Below are 24,056 nucleotides of genomic sequence, written 5' to 3' on the forward strand. Positions count from 1 at the left end.
AACTCAGCAATGCTAAAAGGATGCTTCTAGCTGGCTGGTTGCTTATGGTATAATAATCGCACAAAAATATTGTGCTACAGCTATACTTTTTAAATCTTATTTTTAATCCATTTTACATTGGATACCCCAGTAATGAACATTAGTCAGCTTAAAAGCTTTGTTGAAGTAGTGAGGAGTGATTTTAATATCACCAATGCGGCTGAAAAATTGTATACCTCTCAGCCAACTGTCAGTAAACAACTTAAAATATTGGAAGATGAGTTAAACGTTTCATTATTCAATCGAAAAAATAATAACTTATTGTCGCTGAGCCCGATTGGTGAAAAAGTTCATCATGTTGCGTGTGATATTCTTGCGCAGTTCGATAAAATTAAAAGTATCGTGTCTCATGAAGACTCGACGATAAAACAAAACCTGCATATTGCAACAACTCACACACAGATCCGCTATAAATTGCCTCAAGTGATTGAGCGTTTTAACGCACGCTATCCCAATATTTCTTTGCATTTCCATCAAGGTGCGCCTGCTCAGATTGCAGAGATGGTAAACAATGGCGATGTGGACTTTGCCATTGCGACCGAGTCTATGCACCTTTATGATGATTTATTGGTGATGCCTTGTTACCAATGGTCTCGCAGTATTATTGTTCCACATGACCACCCATTGGCTCAATGTGAACAGCTTAAGATTGAAGACCTTGCAGGCTACCCGCTAATTACTTATGTTTTTGGTTTTACAGGGCATTCAAAGCTCGACCAAGTCTTTTATCAACATAAATTAACGCCAAATGTTGTTTTAACTGCCGTAGATACTGAAATAATTAAATACTATGTAAAACGGGGTGCTGGGGTCGGTATTATTTCAACCGTGGCTTTTGACCCAGAGGAAGATAGCGAAGCATTACGTTGTATTGATATCAGCCACTTAGTAAAGCCAAGTTATACACATGTATGTATTAACCGGCACATGCATTTAAAAGATTATATGTATGATTTTATCTCTCATTACGCACCTCACCTTGATTTGAATTATATTCATCAGCCGAATCAATGGGTACCGACAGAACAAAGCGAGCGTGATCAGTTATACCGAGAATTGCCAGAATTGTAACTTATAAGTGAATGACTAAGAAAAAAGCCGAGTAATTGATTGTCCAACTATTGGGGGTCACTTCAATTTACTCGGCTTTAGTATTACTGTGTGTATTATATTTATTCTAACGAGTGGCAATATTAATAAAAATTTGAGCGCCAATCAGTAAACAATCGTCATCAACAAAATAAGGGTTAGCATGTAAGTAATTATTAATCCCTTTTGCTTGATTACCACTTCCTAAGAAGTACATGGCACCGAGTTTATCTTTAGTGGCATTGATCATATAACTGAAGTCTTCACTGCCAGTCATTGGCTTACCATTTGAATCAATCTGCTCAATCGGTAAGAAGGCGGCAGCGGCATCATAAATCACTTTGGCTGCTTGTGGGTGGTTGACAACGGCAGGATATCCGCTGGCTTCCAGTGTTGTTTTAAACCCACCGCCTTCACTACGAGCCACAATTTCATGGAAGCTGGCTTTTAATATTTTGTCCGTTTCTTCATCCATTGAACGGATCGTTCCGCGTGCTTGCACATGATCCGCCAGCGCATTTGGGATGGTTCCGCCGTTAATCATGCCGCAACCAAATACGGCAGGGCTGAAAGGATCAGTTTTTTTGGCAACAATGTAGTCCATATAATCAATGATACGCGTTGCTTCGCGGATAGCATCTAACCCTTTATGAGGGGTTGAGCCGTGGGCAGAAACACCGTGGACATCTAGTGTCCACGCTGAGCCGTATGAGGACATAACCCCAGAATTGAATTTAATATAACCCGTTTCAAATGCAGCATCATTGTGTAGGCCGTAAACTTCGTCTACTCCTTCCATACACCCCATTTCTACCATTTTGTTAGCACCTGGCACACGCATATCTTCTTCTGCCATTTGGAAGATAAAGCGGACGTTATGGGTGAGCTCAGAACGGTTTTCACTGAGGTACTTCGCTGCCGTTAAAGCGATGGTCATGTGGGTATCATGTCCACAGTTATGAGCGCAGCCTTCATGGACAGAACTGTGCTCATTGCACGTTAAATCAGGCATTTCAAGGCCATCAATGTCAGTACGATAGGCAATCAAGCGCTTTGTTGGGTCGACAATCAATTCAGCGGTAAAACCTGTGTAGCCTTCGAATAAACGAATGTTATAGCCAAAGCTTTCCATCAATTCACGGCAATATTGTGAGGTTTTGAATTCTTGCCCAGACAATTCAGGGATCTTATGTAAATCCTGACGTGTTTTTTTGCTAAATGTTTCTAAAGCAAAGAGCTTTTCACTGATATTGTATTTATTGGTCATTACGTTTTATCCCGTATACAAAAGCGTTTTTAATGCTGTTAAAGGGCCCCTGGTGTGAGCATGGAATAATGAACAGCACGCTCATTTAATTTATGTGTATTTTAAAAACTAGATTCAGAAATAGGGTGATTTCTACTTCTACTCGTTATTTTTTATCTATCAATTTATAGGGTCAATTTTAGCGTGGATATTAAAAAAGTGAGCGTGACGGAGATCGTGTTTATATCATATCAGTATTGCATGGCTCATGAATAATAAGGATGGTAATTTATTAAAATAATAATAAAAAATCATCATTTCAATTAAAATCCTTTTATATCAATTTGTTATGATTTTATTTTTCAATTTTAATATTAAGGATATTTATATTTTAAAGCGAGCCTGAATAGGGTTTAAGTTAAATTTTTTATTTAAAGTAGGGCGGTGATTGGCATGATTTTAGAAATTTTTTAAATGAGATGGTGAATGTAAAAAGAAATTAAATTAATGCGAAGAAAAAATTTTAAAGGTGGGATAAAAGCTAAAAAAATCATATTCCCCTTATTATAATTAACATAGCAATAAGGGGAATATTTTAATAATTAGTTCTTAAAAGAGCCGATAAATGAGAGGTATTCCTCTTTGCTCATTAATGGGGTGTAATCAGCTAACATCTCATCAGCTTGGGATGCATCATCAAATAACAGGTCAATAATTGCCATTGCCATCATTTGAGCTGGGCGGATATAGGCCATATCATCATCAAAAACAACGTAATCTTTACCATGCAAACCACCACGAATTGCGCCAATCCATGGGTGACTCACTGGCATGATATGTGATAAGTCACCTGTATCAGTGCTTCCCGTCATGTGCCCAGCAACCCAAACATTTTCTTCACCAATCAAGTCATGGGCATTTTGCTGCAACAAATGGTTCAACGTATCGTTGTTATACAGTGGGAGGTAACCCGGTAAATCTTTGACTTCTACCTCTGCACCGACAGACATTGCACCAGCAACCAATGCGCGAGTAATACGCTCATTCGCATCAATCATTGCAGGGACATTTGACGCTCGGACATAACTTTCCATACGGACATCACTTGGGGTGACATTGACCAAATCGCCGCCTTGCGTGATGATCGGATGAAAACGAATATAATCTTTTTCTTGGAAGGTCTCGCGGATCGCATTCACTCCCATAATCCCCATCATTGCGGCATTGAGGGCATTGACACCTAAGTGAGGGGCAGCCGCAGCATGAGATGCTTTCCCTTTGTAATTAATCAACTTGCCAATAAACCCATTGGTGGTGGTCGACATTTCAATAAAACCGGTATCACGTTCTGGTTTGACACTGGTTAAATGAATTTGCATCGCCATATCGATATCATCAAATTCACCAAGGGATATCAGCTCTGGCTTACCGCCGATATAACTAATTTTTCCTTGTTCAATCAGTTTATTACGATAAGCCAGTTCAACATACTCCTCAGCGGGAACGGCGAAAGGAACGACGTCTCCCGCAAGGTATTGCATAGCACCTGACTTAACCAGACCAATAGTCACAGCCATCATATTAGCGATTTGGGCATTGTGCCCACAGCAATGGGCAGCACCCGTTAAATCATCGGCTTCTGGGTGTTCTGCACAAATAATCGCATCGAGCTCACCAATCACAGCAATACTATGTTTACTCCCTTTTCCACCTTTAAGGCGCGCCTTAACACCTGTTAATGCGAGTTGGTTTCGGTAATTAACGCCTAGCGCAGAAAATGCAGCTTCCACTTTTTTTGCTGTTTTGATTTCTTTGTAGCCTAGCTCAGGCTCTGCCCAAATATCATCTGCTAATTTCTTTATATCCCCTTTATGGGATGCAATTGTCTCGCAGACGATGGCTTTCAATTGGTCTTTGGTCATTGTCATGGTAAATATTTCCTCTTGTTAGATAACGCCGCTCCATGAAAGTGTCACTTGACCAATAAGTGCAGCGAATAAGAATGTTCCCGTAAAGACCGCCAGTGAAACTGGGATGATGCGCCATGAAATAGCTTTAAATTTATCAATATCTTTACCGAGTGAAAGACCGGCAAATGCAAGTACCGTCGTACTAATAACAGCAAGTGATATTTTACCTGTCATTGCGATCATTTCTTTATCGTAAGGGAATAACGGTGAACACAAACCGGCAGCAATTAAAGATACCCAGAAAATTACAGGTAACTTACCTAATGGTGGGATTTGTGCAATTAAGTATGCCACAAATGACATCCCCCCTAATAATGCCATGGCGATAAGTGAGTCACTAAAGACTGTGCCAAAGCTACCGCGGCCATAAATTGAACCGCCGAGTGCATCACCCAGTGAAGTGAAGATGATGACTAACACGATGATTATTGCAATTTCTGCCATCTTTTTCATGATCTTATATCCTTATTCTGTATCTGCTGATGCTGTTGCACGTTTTCTTTTCAACTTGTTGTATAAGAAAGAGGCAAACGGTAAGGAGAAGAAAATATAGATGTACAGACCTAATACTGAAGACATCAAGTTTGCGGAGGATGAAAATGCTTGAATATCCGCAGCGTGTTCAGGATAAAGCTCCAATAATGGTGCGACTGACGCAGCTAGCATCGAGCCACTTCCGACCCCGGCTCCCATTGCTAAAGCGAGAGGGCTCATAATATCGAGTCCAGCGATAACACTGGCGATGATGCCCATCCAAACGGCTCCGTACAATGTTCCGCAAATATACATTGCCATAACACCACGGCCTTCTGGTGAACTTAAACCATATTTGGCTTCAATAATGGCAATATTAGGTTCACGACCGATAGAGTAGGTCGCACCAACAGCTTCACGGCCCATGCCTAACATGATAGCAAGTGGTAAACCAAGTAAAATGGTACCGATAAAGTGACCGATTTCTTGCAATATTAATGCGCCACCGGCTTGAATAATTTTTTCCCAAGATGCACCAACGGAGGTGCTTAATTTTGCAATTAAGATAACTAACGCGACACTCATTATAGAGCTAGCGTGTGCCATGTTTTTTTCGCTGAGAATTTTGAATTTTGGAAAACTGATAATACCACCCATCAACATGGAATAAAGCATTGGAAAAACCATGACTAAACTGATTTTAATTTGCCCTATAGCTTCCGAAAGAAGAATGATAAGTAAGCTAACCAAAAGCAACTTACTATCTTTTAATATACCCATAGTGTTACCTTTCATTGGAAATGTTTTTAAGAGTTATTCGTATATATTTATAATAAAAATGCATCATTTTCGTATTCATACTATCCATGAAACTATTTTCCTGACAATATTCCGAAAGTCTCTTAGCCATGCCGAAAAGGCATGGTTAAAATCAATAAATTAAAATAATTAATAAAAATGGAGTCTTTGAATTGTTTTTCGCATTTCAATATTAAAAATATTTTTATTTTTCAGTGCGATACAAAAATTTATTAAATTTTTAACATATTGTTTCATAAGTGATTTTTATTTTCAGATGCATTAATGCGAAGAGTTATCAAATACCTAATAAATGTGAGGTTGTTCAGGTTTTATGTATTTTTATATGAAAAGGTTTTATTTTTATTGAGTTTGCATAATGGTGAAAATTGAGGAGTTTCTGGGTTTTGTTGTTGTATTTTTGGGTTTTAAGTTCTACTTTAATCTGCTTTAAATTTAATTATTAGTTTAATAAACCAATGCGTTTTTTTGTTTTTCTTTCAAAAAAATTTGATAAATTACAATAATGTTGTATTTGGCAGTGATATTTGACTTGGATCGCAATTCTGAATATTCATTAATTAGAAAGCAATAAATGAGTCGAAATTTTATTTTAGTCTAAATGCTGATATTAATGTTATCCGTAACATATCAACTGCTATTCGTTTATAGCATCTCAAAAAATACAAAGGCACGAATGGCGCGAACAAAAAAGTATTTATTGTTAATTTATGGTGAGTCATCTTTTTATCACAACGGTATTGTAATCGGTAAATCTAAAGTAAGGTGTTTATGGCCATTACCCTAAAAGATATCACCAAAGACAATTGGGTGGATATCATATGTCTCGAAATAACCAAAGAGCAGGAAGACTTTGTCGCTCTTAACTCAGAGTCAATCGCAGCCTCAAAATTTTTTGATTATTATATTAATCGAGGTATCTATGTTGATGATGAGCCTGTTGGCTTTGTTCAATATTATTCAAACCATGAAAATGGTAGGCCTGAAGAGGTGTTTATTGACCAATTGATGATTGATATAAAACATCAAAGAAAAGGTTTTGGTTCTAAGGCTATTCCGCTAGTTCTCGAGGAAATTAAAAATTTAGGCAAATATAAGTCCGTATCAATTTGCTATGTCGAAGGTAATGACATCATGAAACCTTTTTTTGAACAATTTGGCTTTTCTGTTGTTGAGCAAGATGAATTTGATGAAACTATTATGCGGTTATTTTTCTGATACTAAAGTGATAAATATCCACTCCAACTAAAAGTTAGCAGCGGATATTTATAGAGCGGTAAATCGGCAGTATTTATCTAAAATTGCGCATTTAATCCTAAGCGTAGTGTGCGGCCCGGGGCTGGCATCATACTACGTGTCAGTGGGTCGATATAATAACGATCAGTTAAGTTGGTTACTAAGAATTCGACATTAATATTTTTGTCAATTTGGTAACTTGCATAGGCATCCGCTGTAAAGGTGGGTGTCCAGTGCATTGGGCTGTTGTTCGCCATCGAATAACTTCCCGGGAACTGTTGCATCAGTTTGCGTTCATCTTTATTTTGCACACTACTGGTATAACGTAAACGTGTTCCCACTTCGAGATCTTCATCCATAAAGCGCATGCCTAGGTTGGAGTTAATCGCATATTTAGGCTGTAATTGTGTGCGTAAAAAGCCACCGGGGAAACCTGCTGTTGTACATTGGGAGAGATTATAACGGTTAGTTGGGTCTAAATTAGCGGGCGCGGAGTCATCACAAACCTCATTTTTGAGGCGGTAATCAACACCAATATCCATAAATATCCCACCATTATCGTAGCGAGCTAAGGCTTCAATCCCTGCGGTTTTATGTTCTTTTACTTGAACGAAATTAAGACGCCCATCGCGGTCAAATGCATTTTCAATGACCGTATGGTAATAGCCTATTTTAACATCGGCATGGCGTTCTGCTCCGAGTAAACCTTGTAAATTACGTGAATAACCAAATTCAAAGGTTTTTGCACGTTCGGGTTTAAATGCCATCCTCTCTTTACGAGCTTCACTTTCGCCTGCAAATCCAATGCTACTTTCGAAGATACTCGGTAAGCGTACTGTTTCAATGTAACGTGCATAAACACGGTCGTTATCAGACAACCAAATATTGGCACCAAAAGCGGGGGCCCAGCCATGGCTTTTTTGCTTGCCTGAGAATTTCCATTTTTCTTCTTCAGTAAGTTCACGTTTGATGTCATCTGATGGGTGTGAGTAACTTGAACCATACACATAAACTTCTTTACCGGTTACTGGGTCGACTGCGCGAGCTTGAGAGTCAAAAGTTCCGTTATGGAAAGGGTTCGTTTTGGTGGTATAGCGCCCATCGTTATCTGATTTCCATTCAGTGCGGAAATTAACGTCTAAAACGCCATTTTCTTCTGGGTGCTGAGAGTTTTTTCTCTTGGTGATGAAAACGGTATAGTTCGTATCATCAAGTCCTATTGTTTTGAGTAAGATTTGTTTGTTTTGATAGGCACCATTGAAGGGTTGGTAACCATTGGCAACAGCCTTATTATATTCTTCTTGAGTTAAAATTCGGTTGTAATTGATCTGTTTAGCAAGTCGTTCATCAGGGTTTTGAAAACCTTTGGTTCGATTGCGCATTTGCTCTTTTAAGTAATCATCCTCTGTCCAGCCATCAATATATTTTGCACCAGCATCCAATTCCAACCAACTCGTTGGACGATAGTTAAAGTTAAAGGCAATACTGGTTTCTTGCCGATGTCCTTTACGTGGAAGGGCAATAAACGGGCTAGCCGTCTGCGATGGTGGTACGTCGTTAGAGTCTAATTTTTCTTTGAGCATTGAGCCGCGAATGGTTAAATCAAGATCGGGCGTGAGCGCCATGGTATTGCGTAAATTAAATCCAATACGGTCATTTTCAGAATTGGTTGCTGCGGTATTAATTAAAGTTCCATCAATGTTAGGATCTCTTCCATCACCATAACCATATTCAAACCCCCAATCACGTTCTTTAGGCTCTCGTGGGTAACCACCAGAGGTGTTGGTATCTCCTACCGAATGCGTCATCCATACATTTGCATTTAGGTCAATCCATTGATTATCTTCAGGTTTCCATTTGTATTCCGCATTATAGGCATTGACCGTAAAGTGAGCTAATGGCCATTGTGGTAATACTTGTTTTCCTTCCAGCTCAGCAAATCCTAAACGTGAAGGCATAATTTCACCATAGGTACTTTCACTCCGGCGAAAGCCAAGGTGTAATGTTTGGTTTTCAGTGAGATATAAATTGGTTTTGACTAAATAGGATTCCAGCTCATTAGAGGTATTAGTCACTTCTTTTCCGGGGCGAAATACATTCGCGGCAAAAGGTAAATAAGGGTCTGGGCCAAGTTGTTGCTGTACTGTTTGTTGTTCATTTAATTGAACAGATTCTTTATAACGGTGAGCGCCATTTTTCCCCGCAAAGTAGTTACCTTGCCGGCGATAAGCATAGGCGGCCATTAAATCAAATTTTTCTTGTCGGGTCCCAACCGCGATCCTTCCTCCGTTATCTTTAAAATTGAAAAATTGAGCATTTCCACGGGATTTCGGTGTGATGTTAACAACGGGGTCGGAAAGGACAGAGTTCTTATTTTTATAAATCTCAGGGTGATCTCGGTAATCTTCGCCATAACCATAGTGGGGAATACGTTCACGAGTTGAATTACTGCTGGTTTCCAATTTTAAGCTGACACCAAACTTTTCATCCGGTGCAACAACATCATCTATCCCTATGGTTCTGATGGCTATCCCTCCACCGACAGAGGTTTTTATATCGCCAGCGAGAGAACCACTTTTTTCAATCTCAATGCTACTAATGAGGTTTGGGTCCACATAGTTACGGTTATTTGCGCCATTATAACCTCGATAAACGGTGAGTGATTGTTCTGTGCCGTCAACCGTGACAGGAACACGCTCTTGCCCTTGGATCCCTCGAATATTTGGGTCTAACGCACCACTGTTTCTCGCATCACCGCTATAGACACCAACTGCACTATTTAGCACATCTGCAGTACTGGTGCCTTTATAACGTTCAACAAGGTCTTTTCCTAAATAAATTTTAGAACCTTTGGCATCATATTGGTCATCGTAACCTTGTTGATCTCGTTCTTTGATAGTTTTTGCTGAATCTTGAACGGTAATGGTGCCGAGGTGTTCTTCTTTTTCCCCTAAAGCGGTTATTGGAATAAAAAGAGCAGTAATAATTGCAGTAGTAATAGGTGTTAATTTATATTTATACATAGTGTTTTTCTCTGTGCCATAACGCTTAAAAACGGGTTTCTAACCCAATAGAAATTTCGTGCTGGTGGTAGGAGTAAATTCCATCCGCGGAACTGCGATTGTCACGAAAGCGGTAACTGGTATAAGGCGTGAATGTGAGCAATGAATAATTTGGAAAGCTGAGTCGCGCAAAATACATAGCTTCTTTATCATGGCGTTTTACATTCAACATTTGGTTGAAGGCCTTGAATTGGCTTTCTCGATAAGTTGCGAGTGCCAGTAAATGAATATCGGGCGTGAGTACGGTATACAAGCCGCCTCGGATACCTAGCTGGTCATAATCATCACTACGAACTTCAGTTGTGAGACGAGTTGCATCAGCCCCTAAAAAGAGGGAAGTATCTGGGGTAATACCATAGACACCCGTTAGATGTAGGCTACTTCGATTGCCATCAGCACTGTCATACGGTTTTTGGTAATGAAGTTGTTGATAGTCAGCGGAGGTACTGAGGATAACCCGAGGTGTAAATTGGTAGTCGGCTTCAATTTTGCCGCCCATACCTAAATAACGGCGCTTTTCATTAACCGTTTTTAATTCAATTAATGGGCCAAAGGCGATAGTCGTATTTGCATCATTAAAACGATATAAAGTTGCTAAAGAAGAAGTGCTTTCACTGAATTCAGCATAGTGAGGATAGCGGTCGCCATAAGATGTTCCCTTGATTTGCAGGGAATGGTTGCTCGAGATAGGAATAATTTTACTTAGGCTTGCGTCATAGGTGAGCCCTGGCGATGACTTAGGGTTAGCCATTTTCCAGGTTCCCCCCGGAGTTTCCCAAACTTTATTTTTATCAGGAACTTGATTGATATTACTGTTGTATTTATAGCCAAAAGAGAGGCTTCCTGTCCAAGCAGTACGGTTTTCGATGGCACTAATAAATTGTTGAATGGTTTGCTTTACACTGGCAGGTAATGCGAGTGTTTCATCGTTGATTAAATTTTGGAATAAAGCCAAAGACTCCTTATTTTGATTATCTTCAAAATAAGCTCGTGCAAGTTCCAACTTAATGCGAAGAAACTTTGGTGACAGTGCCAGTATTTGTTGGTAGTGGGAAATTGCTTCAGGGTAATGGTTTTGCGCTTTAGCGGTTTCTGCTTTTGCAAATAAAATAAGCAATGGGTCCGCATCAGTTAGCTGCTGGTAGCGAGGCAACAAGCGTTGTACATCTTGAAATTGCCGATGGTTGATTGCCAGATAAATTGCCTGTCCTAAGTCTTGAGCGTTATTTTTTAGGGTATAGTTTTCCCCATTTAGTTTTATTGATAGGTCATCTGGGAGTAGCAATTGGTCTTTATTGGGGACAACTGCACTTTTATCACGATAATTTTGTTTATCTTTTTGCCATAACAGCTGTTCTCGGTCAGTATCCAAGCTAGCTGGAAATGCAGAGAACGCAACCATAAGCATCATGATGGCAGGGGGTAATAGCAGATATCGCATAGGATTAGCTTCGGTAATAAAAGGCTGTGGCCAACTACCTGTCACGTTTTATAGTTGGCCACTGAGGTTAATTTACGGATTACTGGGAGATATTCCCACGGCTTCCACCAAAGGCCATGTCTTTGCTGTGGTCGCTAAATTCAGTTACCCCTGCAATATGTTTAGCTTGGTCGCCAAAGAAGTGCCCATTTGTTGAGCCTGATTCACCATTAAGAGTGGCCGCTCCGGCGAAAGTGGCATTGTTATTTATGGTGGCATTAATATTGGTTGAACCAATATTCCCTGCTAAGGATTTAGTACCAAAGTTGGCTGTCAGAGTACCTGCGGCTAGGGCACCTCCATTATATTGGCTTATTCCTTTAACAGAGTATTCCGCAGTGCCCGCTGTTGGCATATTGGTGGTGACATCTTTACCAGAGTAGTAAGCCGTGTGTGTTGTGTCACTAGCTTGTCCGGTCGATGACCATTCTCCGAAATAGACTTCTGCATCTGCTACTTTTGCAAAGTTAAATACGCCCATTTTGTCATGTGAACCAGAGCTATTAGGCATAGAGATCACATGTGCTTCATTCCCCGGTTGTTTTGGCGCCATTTTTGTTAAGCCAGAAAATGAAATGATTTTTCCACCATAAACAGATTGCACACCAATACCAGGATCACCAGCAGCACCACCATGTCCACCACCGGTTCCTTCTGTCGCTCCAACACGAATGGAAGGTTCATTGGGATCGAAAGGTTGGCTTTGGCCTGAACCGATTGCTGCAGAAGCACCAAAAGTCATTGTGCAGGTTGCGAGTGCTAGAGCGATAATATTTAACTTTTTCATCAAAATACTCCATTTTTATTAAAGATATTAACGATACTATTGATTAAGAAATTATTATTTCGCATATATATGACGAGAGTTATTAAATCAAATAATAATATAAATGCAAATGATAATTCTTCGCATTAACATTAAAATAATTATGGGTATCAATGGGATAGTGGTATTTACTTTATTGTTAGTTGTTGATATTACGATTTATTTTTGTAATTAATTTGTTGGTTTATCAATTTTTATGATAATTATTTTTTAATAAAAAAGTTAAACTAGTCACATTTTAATGTGTTTGATTAAAAGAGTTACATAAAAAACATTAAAGTTAGTGTTGTTTACTGTTTCATCATCGGTGCTAGTCAATGGCGGGCTAAATAAATTAAAATAGTAAATGAAAATAAGGCGCATTATCATTAGTGGTGTGGTAATTTAGCTTTTACCGATCACTATTAGATTAATATTTACTCAAAATGCTAAGGGATAAAGTAATGGCACCATGGTTAATTTTTGGCGCTGGTGGAAAAGGTGTTGGCCATCAGATTGCTCAGTTGGCAATAGCAGAGAAACATCCTGTCATCGCAGTTGTACGTAATAGGCAATCTGCAGCAGCGTTAGAGGCTGTAGGGGGGCAAGTTTTCATCGGCGATGCTTGTGATAGCGAGGTGGTTAAAGCTGCTTGCCATGCCGCAGGAACAAATGCCACAGTTATTTCAACCATGGGAGGTACGCAAGATTATTTAGCTCACCGTACGGTGATTGATTGTGCCGAGCAAGCGGGTATATCTCGCATGGTGTTAGTTACGTCATTAGGCTGTGGAGATTCATGGCCTTATTTATCTGCTCGGTCACGCGCTGCGTTTGGTCAGGCAGTGAGAGAAAAATCCCTTGCGGAATCATGGCTACAAACTAGCTCGTTAGATTATGTGATTATTCGCCCTGGTGGGTTATTACATGGTGAACCAACGGGAAAAGCAGTTCTTCAACAAGAGGTTGAAGTTCATGGTTTAGTGATGCGCGCGGATGTTGCTTCACATGTTTACCAGTTGGCTAAGCAAGGGGAATTGAAAAAACAAATTTATAGCGTGGTACAACCCGGTCTGACACCCTCTTAATAAAACCAAGGATTTTTTTGCATAGTGACAACGACATCATAACTATCCTCAATTATTTGTTTATTGCCTTAGACTCGCATAATTTTGAACAAGTTATTCAAGTTTTAGGGGAACAAACAGAAAAGCATAAGGAGACAATCATGAATATTGCGCAACGATTGCAAGATAAAGGACGACAAGAAGGGCTGCAGGAAGGATTTCAAAAAGGCAAAGAAGAGGCAAATATAACAACGGCACGGAATCTTTTGGAACAAGGAGTTAGTATTGAGATTATAATGAAAAGCACTGGGCTGAGCCGTGAAAAACTTATTTCTTTACAGTAACTCGGGTGTTATGACTCAGATTTAAAAGGGATATTATTTATCAATATCCCTTTATTTTAATAATAGCTGAATAATATATAATTATTTAAATGGCATCTACTAGGTTTGCTTATCCCGTTGAACTAGCGCTAACGACAGTTGACTCAAAGCGGCATAAAAACCAAACTCATCATATCGTTGGCAATTTTGGCTAAATACCGGCAGCCATTGCAGTAAAAGTGATAAAGTTTTTAGGCGTAACTGTTTCACTTTTTCTTGGTCCAAATGGGCTTCATTTAATGAAAAATGTAAGTGACTTAATAGCTCCAAAAAAATTGAAATATGGTCAGAAGGCTCGTTAAATGCCTCACTGGTTTCCATTCCTGCCTCGGCTAATAGGTACTTAATCTGTTCATTACCATGCTCACTGTTTGGATAAACTGAGGCGTAAGGTAAGGCTGATTGCTTATCTGACATTAAGAATAAACTACAAAAATCTGCGGCTAATTCGAGCTGAGCATCATTTCGCATCATTAGCGCTTTGATTTTTGTTTTAACCTCTTGAATTAGCGAAGTTAAAACAGGTTCCTGCTCGATAGTCGTAAACCAATCCATCATTTCGCTAGATTGAATCTGTGCTAACGTTGCATTATCTAATTCACGTGAGAACAATCGTGCTAGCCATGCATAAACACATGCTATTTGTTCTGGCGACAAAGTGATTTGTTTTGTCATTTGTTCACCTGTGATGCAGGAACATATTCACATTGAGCAACCATTTCAATTGGCCCATCGAATGCATTGACGTTATCCACTTGTCCTGTGTATTTTTCTATCTCCACTAAGGTGGTATGTGCGCTGGTGGCCTGCGCTAATTGAGAGGTTCCAATATCAAGCGTTAATACGTTTGGGTTTCCGTATTTGCACAGGGAATTGATTTCTCCACCCTTAGTCGGGTCATACCAAGCTCCTTCATGGATACGAGCAACGCCTTCTGTATATAAGTCAGAAACTACGGCTCCTGCTAACACTTGCCCGCGGTCGTTGAAAACACGAACAATATCACCATTTTGTATGCCTCTAGCTTTCGCATCTTGAGGGCTAATAAAGACCGGCTCTTTGCCACTCACAGAATAATATTGACGTAATACAGGGGATTCGCACAATTGTGAGTGTAAACGAAAATCGGGATGTGCGGATTGCAAATGTAGTGGCCATTTTTTTGAACCTGGACCACCATGAGAGCGTTCTGCTTTTTCGAACCACATTGGGTGACCTTGGCAATCATCATATTGCATATCAGCAATAGTTTTTGAGTAAATTTCAATTAAACCACTCGGTGTCCCTAAAGGTTCTAAGTCGGGATCTTCCCTAAATGCTTGATGACGAACAAACATTTGTGGATGTTCAAATTCCACATAGCCTTCTTTTTCCCAGAACGTATCGAAGGAGGGTAAATGAATACCACGGCCTTTTCCTTGTTGGCTGCCTTCTTGCCAAATGCGTTTTATCCAACCCATTTCGTCCAAACCTTCAGTAAAGGCCTCTTCACGACCAAAACGGCGACAGAGGTCACGTAAAATATCGAAGTCATTACGTGACTCAAACTGCGGTTCAACGAGTTGTTTCATCGCAATAATTCCACGATTTGAATGGTTACCGTATTGGTCAAGGTCATTTCGTTCAAATTGTGTGGTTGCCGGTAATACGATATCGGAAAAACGACAGGTGGATGTCCATTGATTATCAATAGAGACAACCGTTTCTAGTTTGCGCCAACCTTCAATAATACGGTTAATTTGTTGGTGGCGGTGGAATGGGTTGGTTCCAGCAAACACACACATTTTTAGTGGAGGTAATTTAATTGCTTTACCGTTCCAGTTGATTGTTTTTCCTGGTTCTAAAATAGCATCAATAAAACGAGCAATAGGAATGGTGCTGCTGTAGCCTTTGTAGTCATTGTTATCATGAATAGGTGGCACTTTGGTTGAGCCGGAAAAACCACTTAAAATAATTCCCTGGCGGCTTGGGGTTCCTGCTCCATTATAGTGCCAACCGAAGCCAAATCCTCCACCCGGTAAGCCAATTTGACCTAACATCGCAGCCAAAACAACAATCATCCACGACCATTGTTCACCATGTTGCATGCGTTGAACGCACCAACCTGCAATGATTTGGGTTCTATCTGCTGCCATTTGGCGGGCTAAGGCTTGGATTGTGCCGGCATCAATACCACAAATTTCAGACGCCCATTGTGCATCTTTGGGTTGTCCATCTGTTTTTCCCATTAAGTAGGGAACAAATTGCTCGAAACCAACACAATATTCTTTTAAGAAGGTTTTATCATGCAAGTTTTCACTGTAAAGCGTGTGGGCGATGGCTAATTGCAGTGGGACATCCGCTTGCGGGTTAATCGCAATATGCTGAACATTAGTACGCCCAAGGTAATCATGAGTAGAGGTGATTATAGGGTCGATACTGATGACTTTTATCTCGCCACTAGCAGCTTTCTCTTTCAGTTGTTCATAATATTCATAAACGTCATGATCAGGACACCACCAGTTAGCTTGTTGGTTTTTAATCAGGTCAGAGCCCCATAATACGATGGTTTTACTATTTTTAAGGACTAGTGGCCAAGAGGTTTGTTGTTCATAAACCTCCATTGACCCGACAACTCGAGGTAAAATCACTTGTGCAGCACCCGTTGAGTAGTCTCCGCCAGTACTGACACTATTACCGTGCAGCGCAATGGCGCGGGCTAACATACCTGATGCATTGTGGAGCATCCCTGTCGATTGCCAGCCATTTGCAGTAAGTAATCCACTTGGTCCATAAGTTGTTTGAATACGTTCTAATTCTTGATAGAACAAATCAAGGGCCTCATCCCAAGAAACACGTACGAAGCGGTTATCACCTCGTTGTGAGGTGTCACTTAAATGGCGTTTACGTAGCCAGTCAACACGCACCATTGGGTAACGGATACGGGCAGTGCCATGCACATGGTCAGGCAATCCTGCAATCATTTTTGATGGAAATTTATCGTGTTCAAAGGGTTTTGCTTCGATAAAACGACCATCAACTACGGTAGCGCGAATTGCGCCCCAGTGTGACCCAGTTAGAATGCCTTCTTGTACCACCGCAGTTTGTTCTCCAGCTGTTGCAGCGTTAGCCTTACGTGGTGTTAATAGGGAAGGGCCTAACATACCCGCAACAGTGAGCCCGCCAAGCTGGAACAAAAAGTGTCGACGAGAAGCTTGAAAAGTTGGATTATTTTTCATTCTGTACTCCGTTATCACCGTGTGAAGATCCTGCGGTATCAGATGCATTCATTTGTAAGTATTTCAATAAGGTACGCTCTTCTCGCTTATCTAAACTGGTAAAGCCAATCATACCGTTTAATGTGCCTATCCAACCGTTAGCATCAAAGTGGGCAATATCTGGCGCACCATGGCATTGATTACAAGAACCGTTATATAAAGAGTCTGCATAAGCCCATATCGGTTTGATATCATTGACCATATCACCTTGCTGCATCCATGCAGTCGCTTGCAGTTTGCTCCATGACGTATCTGTTGCAGCGACGACGGTACTTTCTAAATTTTTCACATTTTCTTGAACATCACCACGTATCGAAGCTACGAAAATTCGCTTGCCGGGGAATTCAGATAGAACTCGTTGCCGACCATCGGTTTCTGTCCACCCTGTGATTTCAACTTGTAGCCAATCGCCATCACGTTTTAGGACTTTCACCTCTGAGGCAGGAAGTAACGAGCCAGCGGGGTCTTTATCCCCTTTATTGGAATATAAAGGTTTAATATCAAGTGAATAAAGAATGTCAGCATCACTATTTGCTTTCGCCCTTAACTCATCAAATTGCTTACGAAAGCCACTGCTCATATCGGGTAATTGGTGGGCAATCCCTTTATGGCAGTCAATACATGACTGATTTTCTTTCGCAGCGATTTGCATTTGGCGAGCTGCTTCTGGATTTTGTTTAGCGTGATCCATTGAGTCATAATCATGGCAAGAGCGGCAAGTAGCAGAATTATTTTCTTTCATGCGAGCCCACTCGCGTTCCGCAAGTTCGGCACGTTTGGCTTCAAATTTTTCTGGGGTATCTATCGAGTGAGCAATAAATGTTTGATAAATATCATTGCTTGCTTCGAGTTTCCGTTTAATCATGCCTGGAAGGTCGGAGGGAATATGGCAGTCATGGCATTCTGCGCGTACGCCAGATGCATTTTGGAAATGTACAGATTGCTTATATTCTTCGTAAACGGGTTCCATGCTATGGCAACTGACACAAAACTCGGTGGTGCTAGTCACTTTCATCCCAACATGGGGAACAACGATTAACGCAACACCCACTGCAATCCCGACAACGATTAACGTTAGCATTGACCAACGAGCACTTGGTTTTCGCAACGCTCTCCAGAGTTTCCGCATAATAGCCCCTGTAATTATATGGTTTAATACAGGCGATCTTATTGAGTTAATATGAATAGCGGTACTAGTCAGGATGAACAGCTTACGGCAAGATATAAGCAAATATGAACAGATATGAACAGAAGAGAGTATATCAATGACATCACATCATATTGTGGTTGTTGAAGATGAACCCGTTACTCAGGCTCGCTTACAGGCTTACTTTGAGCAAGAAGGATATCGTGTTTCTGTGACGGGAAATGGTGCAGGTTTACGCGAAATTATGGACCAGCAAGCCGTTGACTTGATTCTGTTGGATATTAATTTACCAGATGAAAACGGGTTAATGTTAACAAGGGCACTACGTGAGCGTTTCACGGTAGGAATTATTTTAGTCACAGGTCGCTGTGACCAAATTGACCGTATTGTGGGTTTAGAAATGGGAGCCGATGACTATGTTACTAAGCCCTTGGAACTCAGGGAATTAGTCGTTCGCGTTAAAAATTTACTTTGGCGAATTGACCTTGCTAAGCCTTCGCAAGCTCAAGTTGTTTCACAAGATAATTGTTATCAGTTTGCTGGCTATTGCCTAAATGTTTCGATGCATACGCTCGAATTTGAGCATCAGGCTATCAAACTCACACGGGCTGAATATGAAATGCTAGTGGCTTTTGTGACGAACCCGCGGGAGATTTTAAGCCGAGAACGTCTTTTACGTATGTTATCTGCCCGACGAGTTGATAACCCTGACTTACGTACCATAGATGTACTTATTCGCCGTTTACGCCATAAAATCAAAGCGGATTTATTAGTGACTCAGCATGGTGAAGGCTATTTTTTAGCCGCCGATGTATATTGATATACGGGCCTAAAGCCTCCTGGAGATAATGAGTTGCGTAAGTGTTCACTATCTGCGTTTTGTTGGGTAAGCACTAAAATCGGCGGGCTTATATTGTTTGGAACCGGCTGCTTTTGTAGTACTTTGATGGCTTGTTCAATCACTAGCTCACCTTGCCAAACCATTTGGTCGCTGGCAGCCATAATAATTCGGCCTCTTTTTAACCCGCGGTAGACTTGGTGAGAAAGGTAAAAAGAGACAATATTCAATGGGTTCGTTAAGTTTCGGCCTTCACCCATTGCGGCCTCAGCAGCAATAGCAGTGCCAACGACGACATCGACATCAGGGTTACGCTCTAACATTTCATGTAATAGATTGCGTTGAACCTCAAGGTCGTTATCCCCTTGCGCCACATCCACAATTTGTACTTGGCTACCTGCAATAGCTTCTCGGAATCCTTGCTCCATTTCATGGCTGCCTCCGGCATTTAATGGGCCAGGCATAAGTAAAACTTTCAATGGCTTACCTTGACTCCATTGGACTAAATAGCGCCCCGGTTGATAACCCATTTGAAACCAAGGTACACCAACGCGGGTTTTAATTGTTTTATCGTGTGTAGCATTGATGACTTCAATGACAGGCGTATTTTCTACCAGTTGGCTAAGGTTTGGAAAAGTTGTGGTGCTACTGCCTAGTAAGATGGCATCTGCTCCCCATTGTTGGCACTGTGTAATTTGCTTTTGTTGGGTTGCTAGTTGGTTATATCCACCGGCTTCTAATACGTTTAGGTCAATGCCATAGTGTTTTGCCGCTTTTTGCATTCCGTAATTAATTGATAACCAATAAGAATCTTTTAGGCTAGGATAAAGTGCACACAACTTCCATGTTTTTGTGGCGGTAACGGGATCATGCGGTTGCTGATCAAAATGCAGTGTGTCACGCCACTGAATTAGTGAGCTATCGTGCGCCGTTGCTAGGCTCAACAACGAGTGAAATGTGAACAGTAGTAAAATCAATACACGCATGATAGCCTCACAAACCAGAAACCTTTATCCTAAATGCATTCTTGCTGCTAACTCAACTATTTTAATTTTTAGGCTAACCAAACCGTGAATTTATCACTAACTAGACGACTATGGATGGGCTTTGCGTTGATGGCTGCATTGACCTTTATTAGCACCCTTGTGGGATGGTACAACTTACGTTTTGTTAGCCAAGTTGAACAGGCCAACACCGAGGCTCTGATCCCAACCATGAATATGGCAAGGCAACTGAGTGAAGCGAGCGCTTGGGAGCTATTTTCTGCACAAAATCTCACAAATGCAGATAGCGAAAGTATTTGGTTAGCACAAGGACGAATGTTAACGGCACAAAGCCTTAAAATCACTAATTTACTGAAAATATTAAGAGAGCAAGGCTTTAATACACAAAATATTGAACAACAAGAAAAAGAAATTGCTCAGTCATTAAGCCAACAGGGTGAATTAGTTGGGCAGCGGTTAAAACTGCGCGCAGAGCAACAACAATTAAGGCAGCATATCATTGCGGCGGCGGGTGATATCGCTCAAATGGCACATGGTCAGGCAAACAATGCCGCCACCTCAGCGGGAGCAACTCAAGTCAGTATTTACGACCTTATTGAAAGGAAACAAGGGGAACAAGCACAACAAGCCCTTGATCAACTAATTGATATTGACCTTGAATATGCCAGCCAAATGAATGAGCTTCGATTAAGCGCGATGCGTGTACAGCAAATGGTACTTAATTTAGGTTCAAACCAGCCCCACCGCAATATGGCAGAATTAGAAAAACAGTTGAATTCTGCAGTTAAAATCTTACAACGTCGGCAAAAATATATTGAAGACCCTGCAGTGCGAGGCCAAGTAGAAAACGCGTTAAATAGCGTGAAGCGCTATACCGAGTTAATCGCGTTGTACCGGCAAGATAACGACATCACAACACGTTTACAGATTTTATCACAAAATAATATTGACCAATTTGCACGTTTTAGTAGTGAAGTAGCGCAATTAGTTGACATCATTGAGCTTCGTAACCAAACCGCATTGGGACAACTTAAACAAGCCAGTGAACGAGGGCAGAATTGGTTGTTAGCATTGAGTATTGTCTCATTACTCTCACTTATCTTGATCCTTTGGCGAGTGGTTTATCGTTTAGTGACAAAGCCGCTGGCACAGCAAACCCAAGCCCTTCAACGCTTATTAGAGGGCGATATTGACTCTGCATTTCCTGAAACTGCAGGGGTAAAAGAGCTTGATACGATTGGCCGTTTAATGGATGCATTTCGTGAAAGTGTTCATGCCTTGAATAATCAGCGTGAACAGCTAGCAGACGAAGTCAAAGCGAGGACGGCAGAATTGCGCGTGATGGTTGTTGAGCACCGCAAAGCTCGTTCTGAAGCAGAACAAGCCAATCAGGCTAAATCGGCATTTTTAGCGGCAATGAGCCATGAAATTCGCACTCCTCTTTATGGGATTTTGGGGACAGCGCAGCTGTTATTAGAAAATAAAGCACTTAACCAATATCATGATGATTTATATGCGATTACTGACTCAGGTGAATCTTTATTAGCAATTTTGAATGACATTTTGGACTACTCCGCAATTGAAGCAGGGGGACAAAATGTTTCCATCAATGATGAGCCTTTTGAGCCCAAGCCGTTATTAGAAAGTACTTTGTATTTAATGAATGCCAGTAATAAAAATAGTGCTATTCAGTTAGTTGCAGATATTGCGGATGATTTGCCGATTGCTTTACAAGGGGACCCGCTACGGATCCGACAAATTATCACGAATTTACTCAGTAATGCATTGCGCTTTACTCAAAAGGGGCAAATCACTTTGCGTAGTTGCCGTTATGGTAAATATTGGTTTATTGAAGTGGAAGACACAGGGTGTGGCATTGATAGCTCGCGATTTACTGATATTTTTAAGCCATTTGTGCAAGTAGATAGCCAGCGGGGTGGTACAGGACTTGGGCTGACAATTAGTGCAAGTCTAGCGCAAGCGATGGGAGGTGAATTGACGGTTAGTAGCCAGTTGGGGAGCGGGAGCTGCTTTCGTTTAACATTGCCGCTATGTATCACCTCTCATCCAGTGGGTAAATCGGCTGAGCTGCCATTAGACATGCGAGGTGTGAATTTATTACTCATAGAAGACAACCCATTGACTCAAAAAATCAGTGGAGAAATGTTAACCCGCAGTGGGGCTCAGGTAACCATTGTTGGCTCTGCTGCTGAGGCTTTGGCGACTCTACAAGCTGGTCAACAATTTACGGCGGCATTGGTGGATTTTGGCTTACCTGACATCGATGGTATCACCTTGGCTAAACAAATAGCGAAAACTTACCCTACATTGATTTTGATTGGTTTTAGTGCTCATGTGATTGATGAAACATTGCGCCAACGAACCAGCCAAGTTTTTCGCGGTATCATTCAAAAACCGGTACCAAGAGATATGTTAAATCAATTAATTGTTAAATATATTTCAGGTGGTGAATATACATTGTCTGATTCTGGTGTTCAGGGAGAAGTTACAAATTTACAACAACTTGCCAGTGATGCCGAATTAATGGGATTCCAGAAAATTCGCGAATGGGTGAGTATTTTTAAACAACATTCCTTGCCTTTGCTCGATCAAATTGACATTGCACGAGCAGAAAGTAACGCAGAACAAATAAAGCGCCTTGCTCACCAGTTAAAAAGCAGTTGTGCCAGTTTGGGAATGCAAAATGCAGTACAAAGCTGCGTATTATTAGAACAGCAGCCAATGGCGGATACCCAATTGAAGGATGATATCCAGCAAGGCTTACGGGCTATTGATCAATGGTTGAATAAAATACATTGACTCTTTAACTAGCCCGTAAGGTTAACAAAGATATATATTCAGGACAAAAGCTTAGCGAGCAACCCGTAGGCCCCCGGTCACACCTTGTGGGCTCCAAAGTATTTGCCATAATTGAATATCTCTCGCTCTAAATGCACCTGCACAAGCATTTAAATAATAAGAAAACATGCGTTTGAAGCGAGGCGTATAATTATCTTCGAGCTCTGGCCAAGCCGCTTGAAAACGGGAATACCACGCCATAAGTGTATGGTCATAATCTGCACCAAAATTATGCCAATCCTCCATGACCAGTTTGCCTTCGCTGGTTTCGCCAATATTTTGTACAGACGGTAGGCAGCCGTTTGGGAAAATATACTTGTTAGTCCATGGGTCGACATTTACTTTATTTTGATTAGAGCCAATGGTGTGAAGTAAAAACAAACCATTAGTTTTTAAATTGCGTTGAATAACATCAAAGTAAGTCGCATAGTTTTTAGGCCCGACATGCTCAAACATGCCTACAGAGACAATACGGTCAAATTGGTCGTTGAGATTCCGATAATCGTCTAATTTAATATCGACATCTAAGCCTGCACAGCGAGCTTGAGCATATTTTTGTTGCTCAGCGGAAATAGTGACACCCGTGACAGAAACTCCATAATTTTTTGCTGCATAGGCAGCTAGCCCGCCCCATCCACAGCCGATATCCAGTAATCGCATACCTGGTTTTAATTGCAGTTTTTCGCAGATTAAATTTAATTTTTGTTCTTGAGCAAGAGGGAGGTTTTCAGGAACCGTTTCTAAACCTTTCCAGTAGCCGCAAGAATATTGCATATAAGGGTCGAGCATCAGGGAAAATAAGTCATTCCCGAGGTCGTAATGTTCTTCTCCAACAATGCGAGCACGTTTTAGGGTTTGTAAATTGCGAACGCGTGCGACAGCAATTTTCAATGTATCACTGAAATTATGAGGTATTTTTTTATCGAGCTTATGGCGTAATACATGTTGGAAAAATATGTCTAAACGTTCGCAATCCCACCAACCATCCATATAGCTTTCACCTAATCCTAATGAGCCTTGTTGTAGTACTCGTTTAAAGAATTGGTGGTTGTGAACTTGAATATCGAAAGGGCGGGAGCCATTAATTTTAATACCAGCTTCACTTAATAATTCAGCAGCAATGCGTTGCCAAGAATCGATAGTATTTTTTTGGTTAACGACTTGTTCAGTACTCATCTGATCTCCAATTTTTTTCAAAGTGGGATTCAGAGAACTTTATTTGTGACGTATTCGCGGTACAGCAAAACAGGAATATTGGCCACCGCTGCATGACAGTCAGTG

Annotated in this window: 18 protein-coding genes; 6 read left to right on the plus strand and 12 right to left on the minus strand. The window is 40.9% G+C overall.

The window, feature by feature from the left end:
- Positions 1-132: 132 nt before the first annotated feature.
- Complete coding sequence (locus tag PZ638_RS05515; RefSeq protein WP_196731629.1) at positions 133-1,110, plus strand: LysR substrate-binding domain-containing protein; 978 nt, start codon at positions 133-135, stop codon at positions 1,108-1,110.
- A gap of 106 nt (positions 1,111-1,216) precedes the next feature.
- Here PZ638_RS05515 and PZ638_RS05520 read toward each other — a convergent pair whose 3' ends face one another.
- The 4 genes from PZ638_RS05520 to PZ638_RS05535 all read right to left on the minus strand — a co-directional run bounded on the left by PZ638_RS05520 (position 1,217) and on the right by PZ638_RS05535 (position 5,598).
- The gene (locus tag PZ638_RS05520) at positions 1,217-2,395 is read right to left on the minus strand and encodes a M20 metallopeptidase family protein (RefSeq protein WP_096863235.1); all 1,179 of its coding nucleotides are present in this window, start codon (positions 2,393-2,395) and stop codon (positions 1,217-1,219) included.
- A 581-nt stretch (positions 2,396-2,976) separates the two neighbouring features.
- Positions 2,977-4,302, minus strand: coding sequence for an amidohydrolase (locus tag PZ638_RS05525; RefSeq protein WP_004262397.1), 1,326 nt, complete (start codon positions 4,300-4,302; stop codon positions 2,977-2,979).
- A gap of 18 nt (positions 4,303-4,320) precedes the next feature.
- Positions 4,321-4,797, minus strand: a complete 477-nt coding sequence (locus tag PZ638_RS05530) for a hypothetical protein (protein ID WP_094961301.1) — start codon at positions 4,795-4,797, stop codon at positions 4,321-4,323.
- A 12-nt stretch (positions 4,798-4,809) separates the two neighbouring features.
- On the minus strand, positions 4,810-5,598 hold the full coding sequence (locus PZ638_RS05535) for a DUF3100 domain-containing protein (RefSeq protein ID WP_036958500.1): 789 nt from the start codon (positions 5,596-5,598) through the stop codon (positions 4,810-4,812).
- An 810-nt stretch (positions 5,599-6,408) separates the two neighbouring features.
- Here PZ638_RS05535 and PZ638_RS05540 point away from each other — a divergent pair.
- Positions 6,409-6,855 (plus strand): GNAT family N-acetyltransferase, encoded by a 447-nt coding sequence (locus PZ638_RS05540; protein WP_094961302.1) that lies wholly within the window; start codon positions 6,409-6,411, stop codon positions 6,853-6,855.
- 77 nt (positions 6,856-6,932) lie between these two features.
- Here PZ638_RS05540 and PZ638_RS05545 read toward each other — a convergent pair whose 3' ends face one another.
- The 3 genes from PZ638_RS05545 to PZ638_RS05555 form a co-directional block, all read right to left on the minus strand.
- Positions 6,933-9,896: a TonB-dependent receptor plug domain-containing protein gene (locus tag PZ638_RS05545; RefSeq protein WP_094961303.1), complete on the minus strand. Its 2,964-nt coding sequence runs from the start codon at positions 9,894-9,896 to the stop codon at positions 6,933-6,935.
- Between the two features lie 25 nt (positions 9,897-9,921).
- The gene (locus tag PZ638_RS05550) at positions 9,922-11,376 is read right to left on the minus strand and encodes a porin family protein (RefSeq protein WP_272674014.1); all 1,455 of its coding nucleotides are present in this window, start codon (positions 11,374-11,376) and stop codon (positions 9,922-9,924) included.
- 79 nt (positions 11,377-11,455) lie between these two features.
- The gene (locus PZ638_RS05555; protein WP_272674016.1) at positions 11,456-12,202 is read right to left on the minus strand and encodes a Slam-dependent surface lipoprotein; all 747 of its coding nucleotides are present in this window, start codon (positions 12,200-12,202) and stop codon (positions 11,456-11,458) included.
- A 482-nt stretch (positions 12,203-12,684) separates the two neighbouring features.
- On the opposite strand from PZ638_RS05555, the gene PZ638_RS05560 reads away from it, so the two are divergent.
- Both PZ638_RS05560 and PZ638_RS05565 read left to right on the plus strand, forming a co-directional pair.
- Positions 12,685-13,308 (plus strand): SDR family oxidoreductase, encoded by a 624-nt coding sequence (locus tag PZ638_RS05560; RefSeq protein ID WP_094961305.1) that lies wholly within the window; start codon positions 12,685-12,687, stop codon positions 13,306-13,308.
- Positions 13,309-13,448: 140 nt separating this feature from the next.
- A complete protein-coding gene (locus tag PZ638_RS05565; protein WP_226617031.1) occupies positions 13,449-13,631 on the plus strand; it encodes a hypothetical protein in 183 nt (60 codons plus the stop codon).
- Positions 13,632-13,730: 99 nt separating this feature from the next.
- Here PZ638_RS05565 and torD read toward each other — a convergent pair whose 3' ends face one another.
- The 3 genes from torD to torC are packed head-to-tail and all read right to left on the minus strand — an operon-like array spanning position 13,731 to position 18,056.
- A complete protein-coding gene (gene torD / locus PZ638_RS05570) occupies positions 13,731-14,345 on the minus strand; it encodes a molecular chaperone TorD (RefSeq protein ID WP_094961307.1) in 615 nt (204 codons plus the stop codon).
- Positions 14,342-16,888 carry a trimethylamine-N-oxide reductase TorA gene (gene torA / locus PZ638_RS05575; RefSeq protein ID WP_206277664.1) on the minus strand — a complete coding sequence of 849 codons (2,547 nt, stop codon included), beginning with the start codon at positions 16,886-16,888 and terminating at the stop codon, positions 14,342-14,344. The genes torD and torA overlap by 4 nt, the downstream gene beginning before the upstream one ends.
- On the minus strand, positions 16,878-18,056 hold the full coding sequence (gene torC / locus PZ638_RS05580) for a pentaheme c-type cytochrome TorC (protein ID WP_094961309.1): 1,179 nt from the start codon (positions 18,054-18,056) through the stop codon (positions 16,878-16,880). The genes torA and torC overlap by 11 nt, the downstream gene beginning before the upstream one ends.
- A gap of 136 nt (positions 18,057-18,192) precedes the next feature.
- Here torC and torR point away from each other — a divergent pair, with 136 nt between their 5' ends.
- The gene (torR, locus tag PZ638_RS05585; protein WP_004262356.1) at positions 18,193-18,894 is read left to right on the plus strand and encodes a two-component system response regulator TorR; all 702 of its coding nucleotides are present in this window, start codon (positions 18,193-18,195) and stop codon (positions 18,892-18,894) included.
- Here the strand turns inward: torR and torT are convergent.
- The gene (torT, locus tag PZ638_RS05590) at positions 18,867-19,898 is read right to left on the minus strand and encodes a TMAO reductase system periplasmic protein TorT (protein WP_094961310.1); all 1,032 of its coding nucleotides are present in this window, start codon (positions 19,896-19,898) and stop codon (positions 18,867-18,869) included. The genes torR and torT overlap by 28 nt on opposite strands.
- Before the next feature lie 84 nt (positions 19,899-19,982).
- On the opposite strand from torT, the gene torS reads away from it, so the two are divergent.
- The gene (gene torS, locus PZ638_RS05595) at positions 19,983-22,736 is read left to right on the plus strand and encodes a TMAO reductase system sensor histidine kinase/response regulator TorS (RefSeq protein ID WP_272674017.1); all 2,754 of its coding nucleotides are present in this window, start codon (positions 19,983-19,985) and stop codon (positions 22,734-22,736) included.
- Between the two features lie 51 nt (positions 22,737-22,787).
- Here torS and cfa read toward each other — a convergent pair whose 3' ends face one another.
- Positions 22,788-23,951 carry a cyclopropane fatty acyl phospholipid synthase gene (gene cfa / locus PZ638_RS05600; RefSeq protein ID WP_112307333.1) on the minus strand — a complete coding sequence of 388 codons (1,164 nt, stop codon included), beginning with the start codon at positions 23,949-23,951 and terminating at the stop codon, positions 22,788-22,790.
- Between the last annotated feature and the right edge of the window lie 105 nt (positions 23,952-24,056).

The sequence above is a fragment of the Providencia hangzhouensis genome, from assembly GCF_029193595.2.
Lineage (GTDB): Bacteria > Pseudomonadota > Gammaproteobacteria > Enterobacterales > Enterobacteriaceae > Providencia > Providencia hangzhouensis.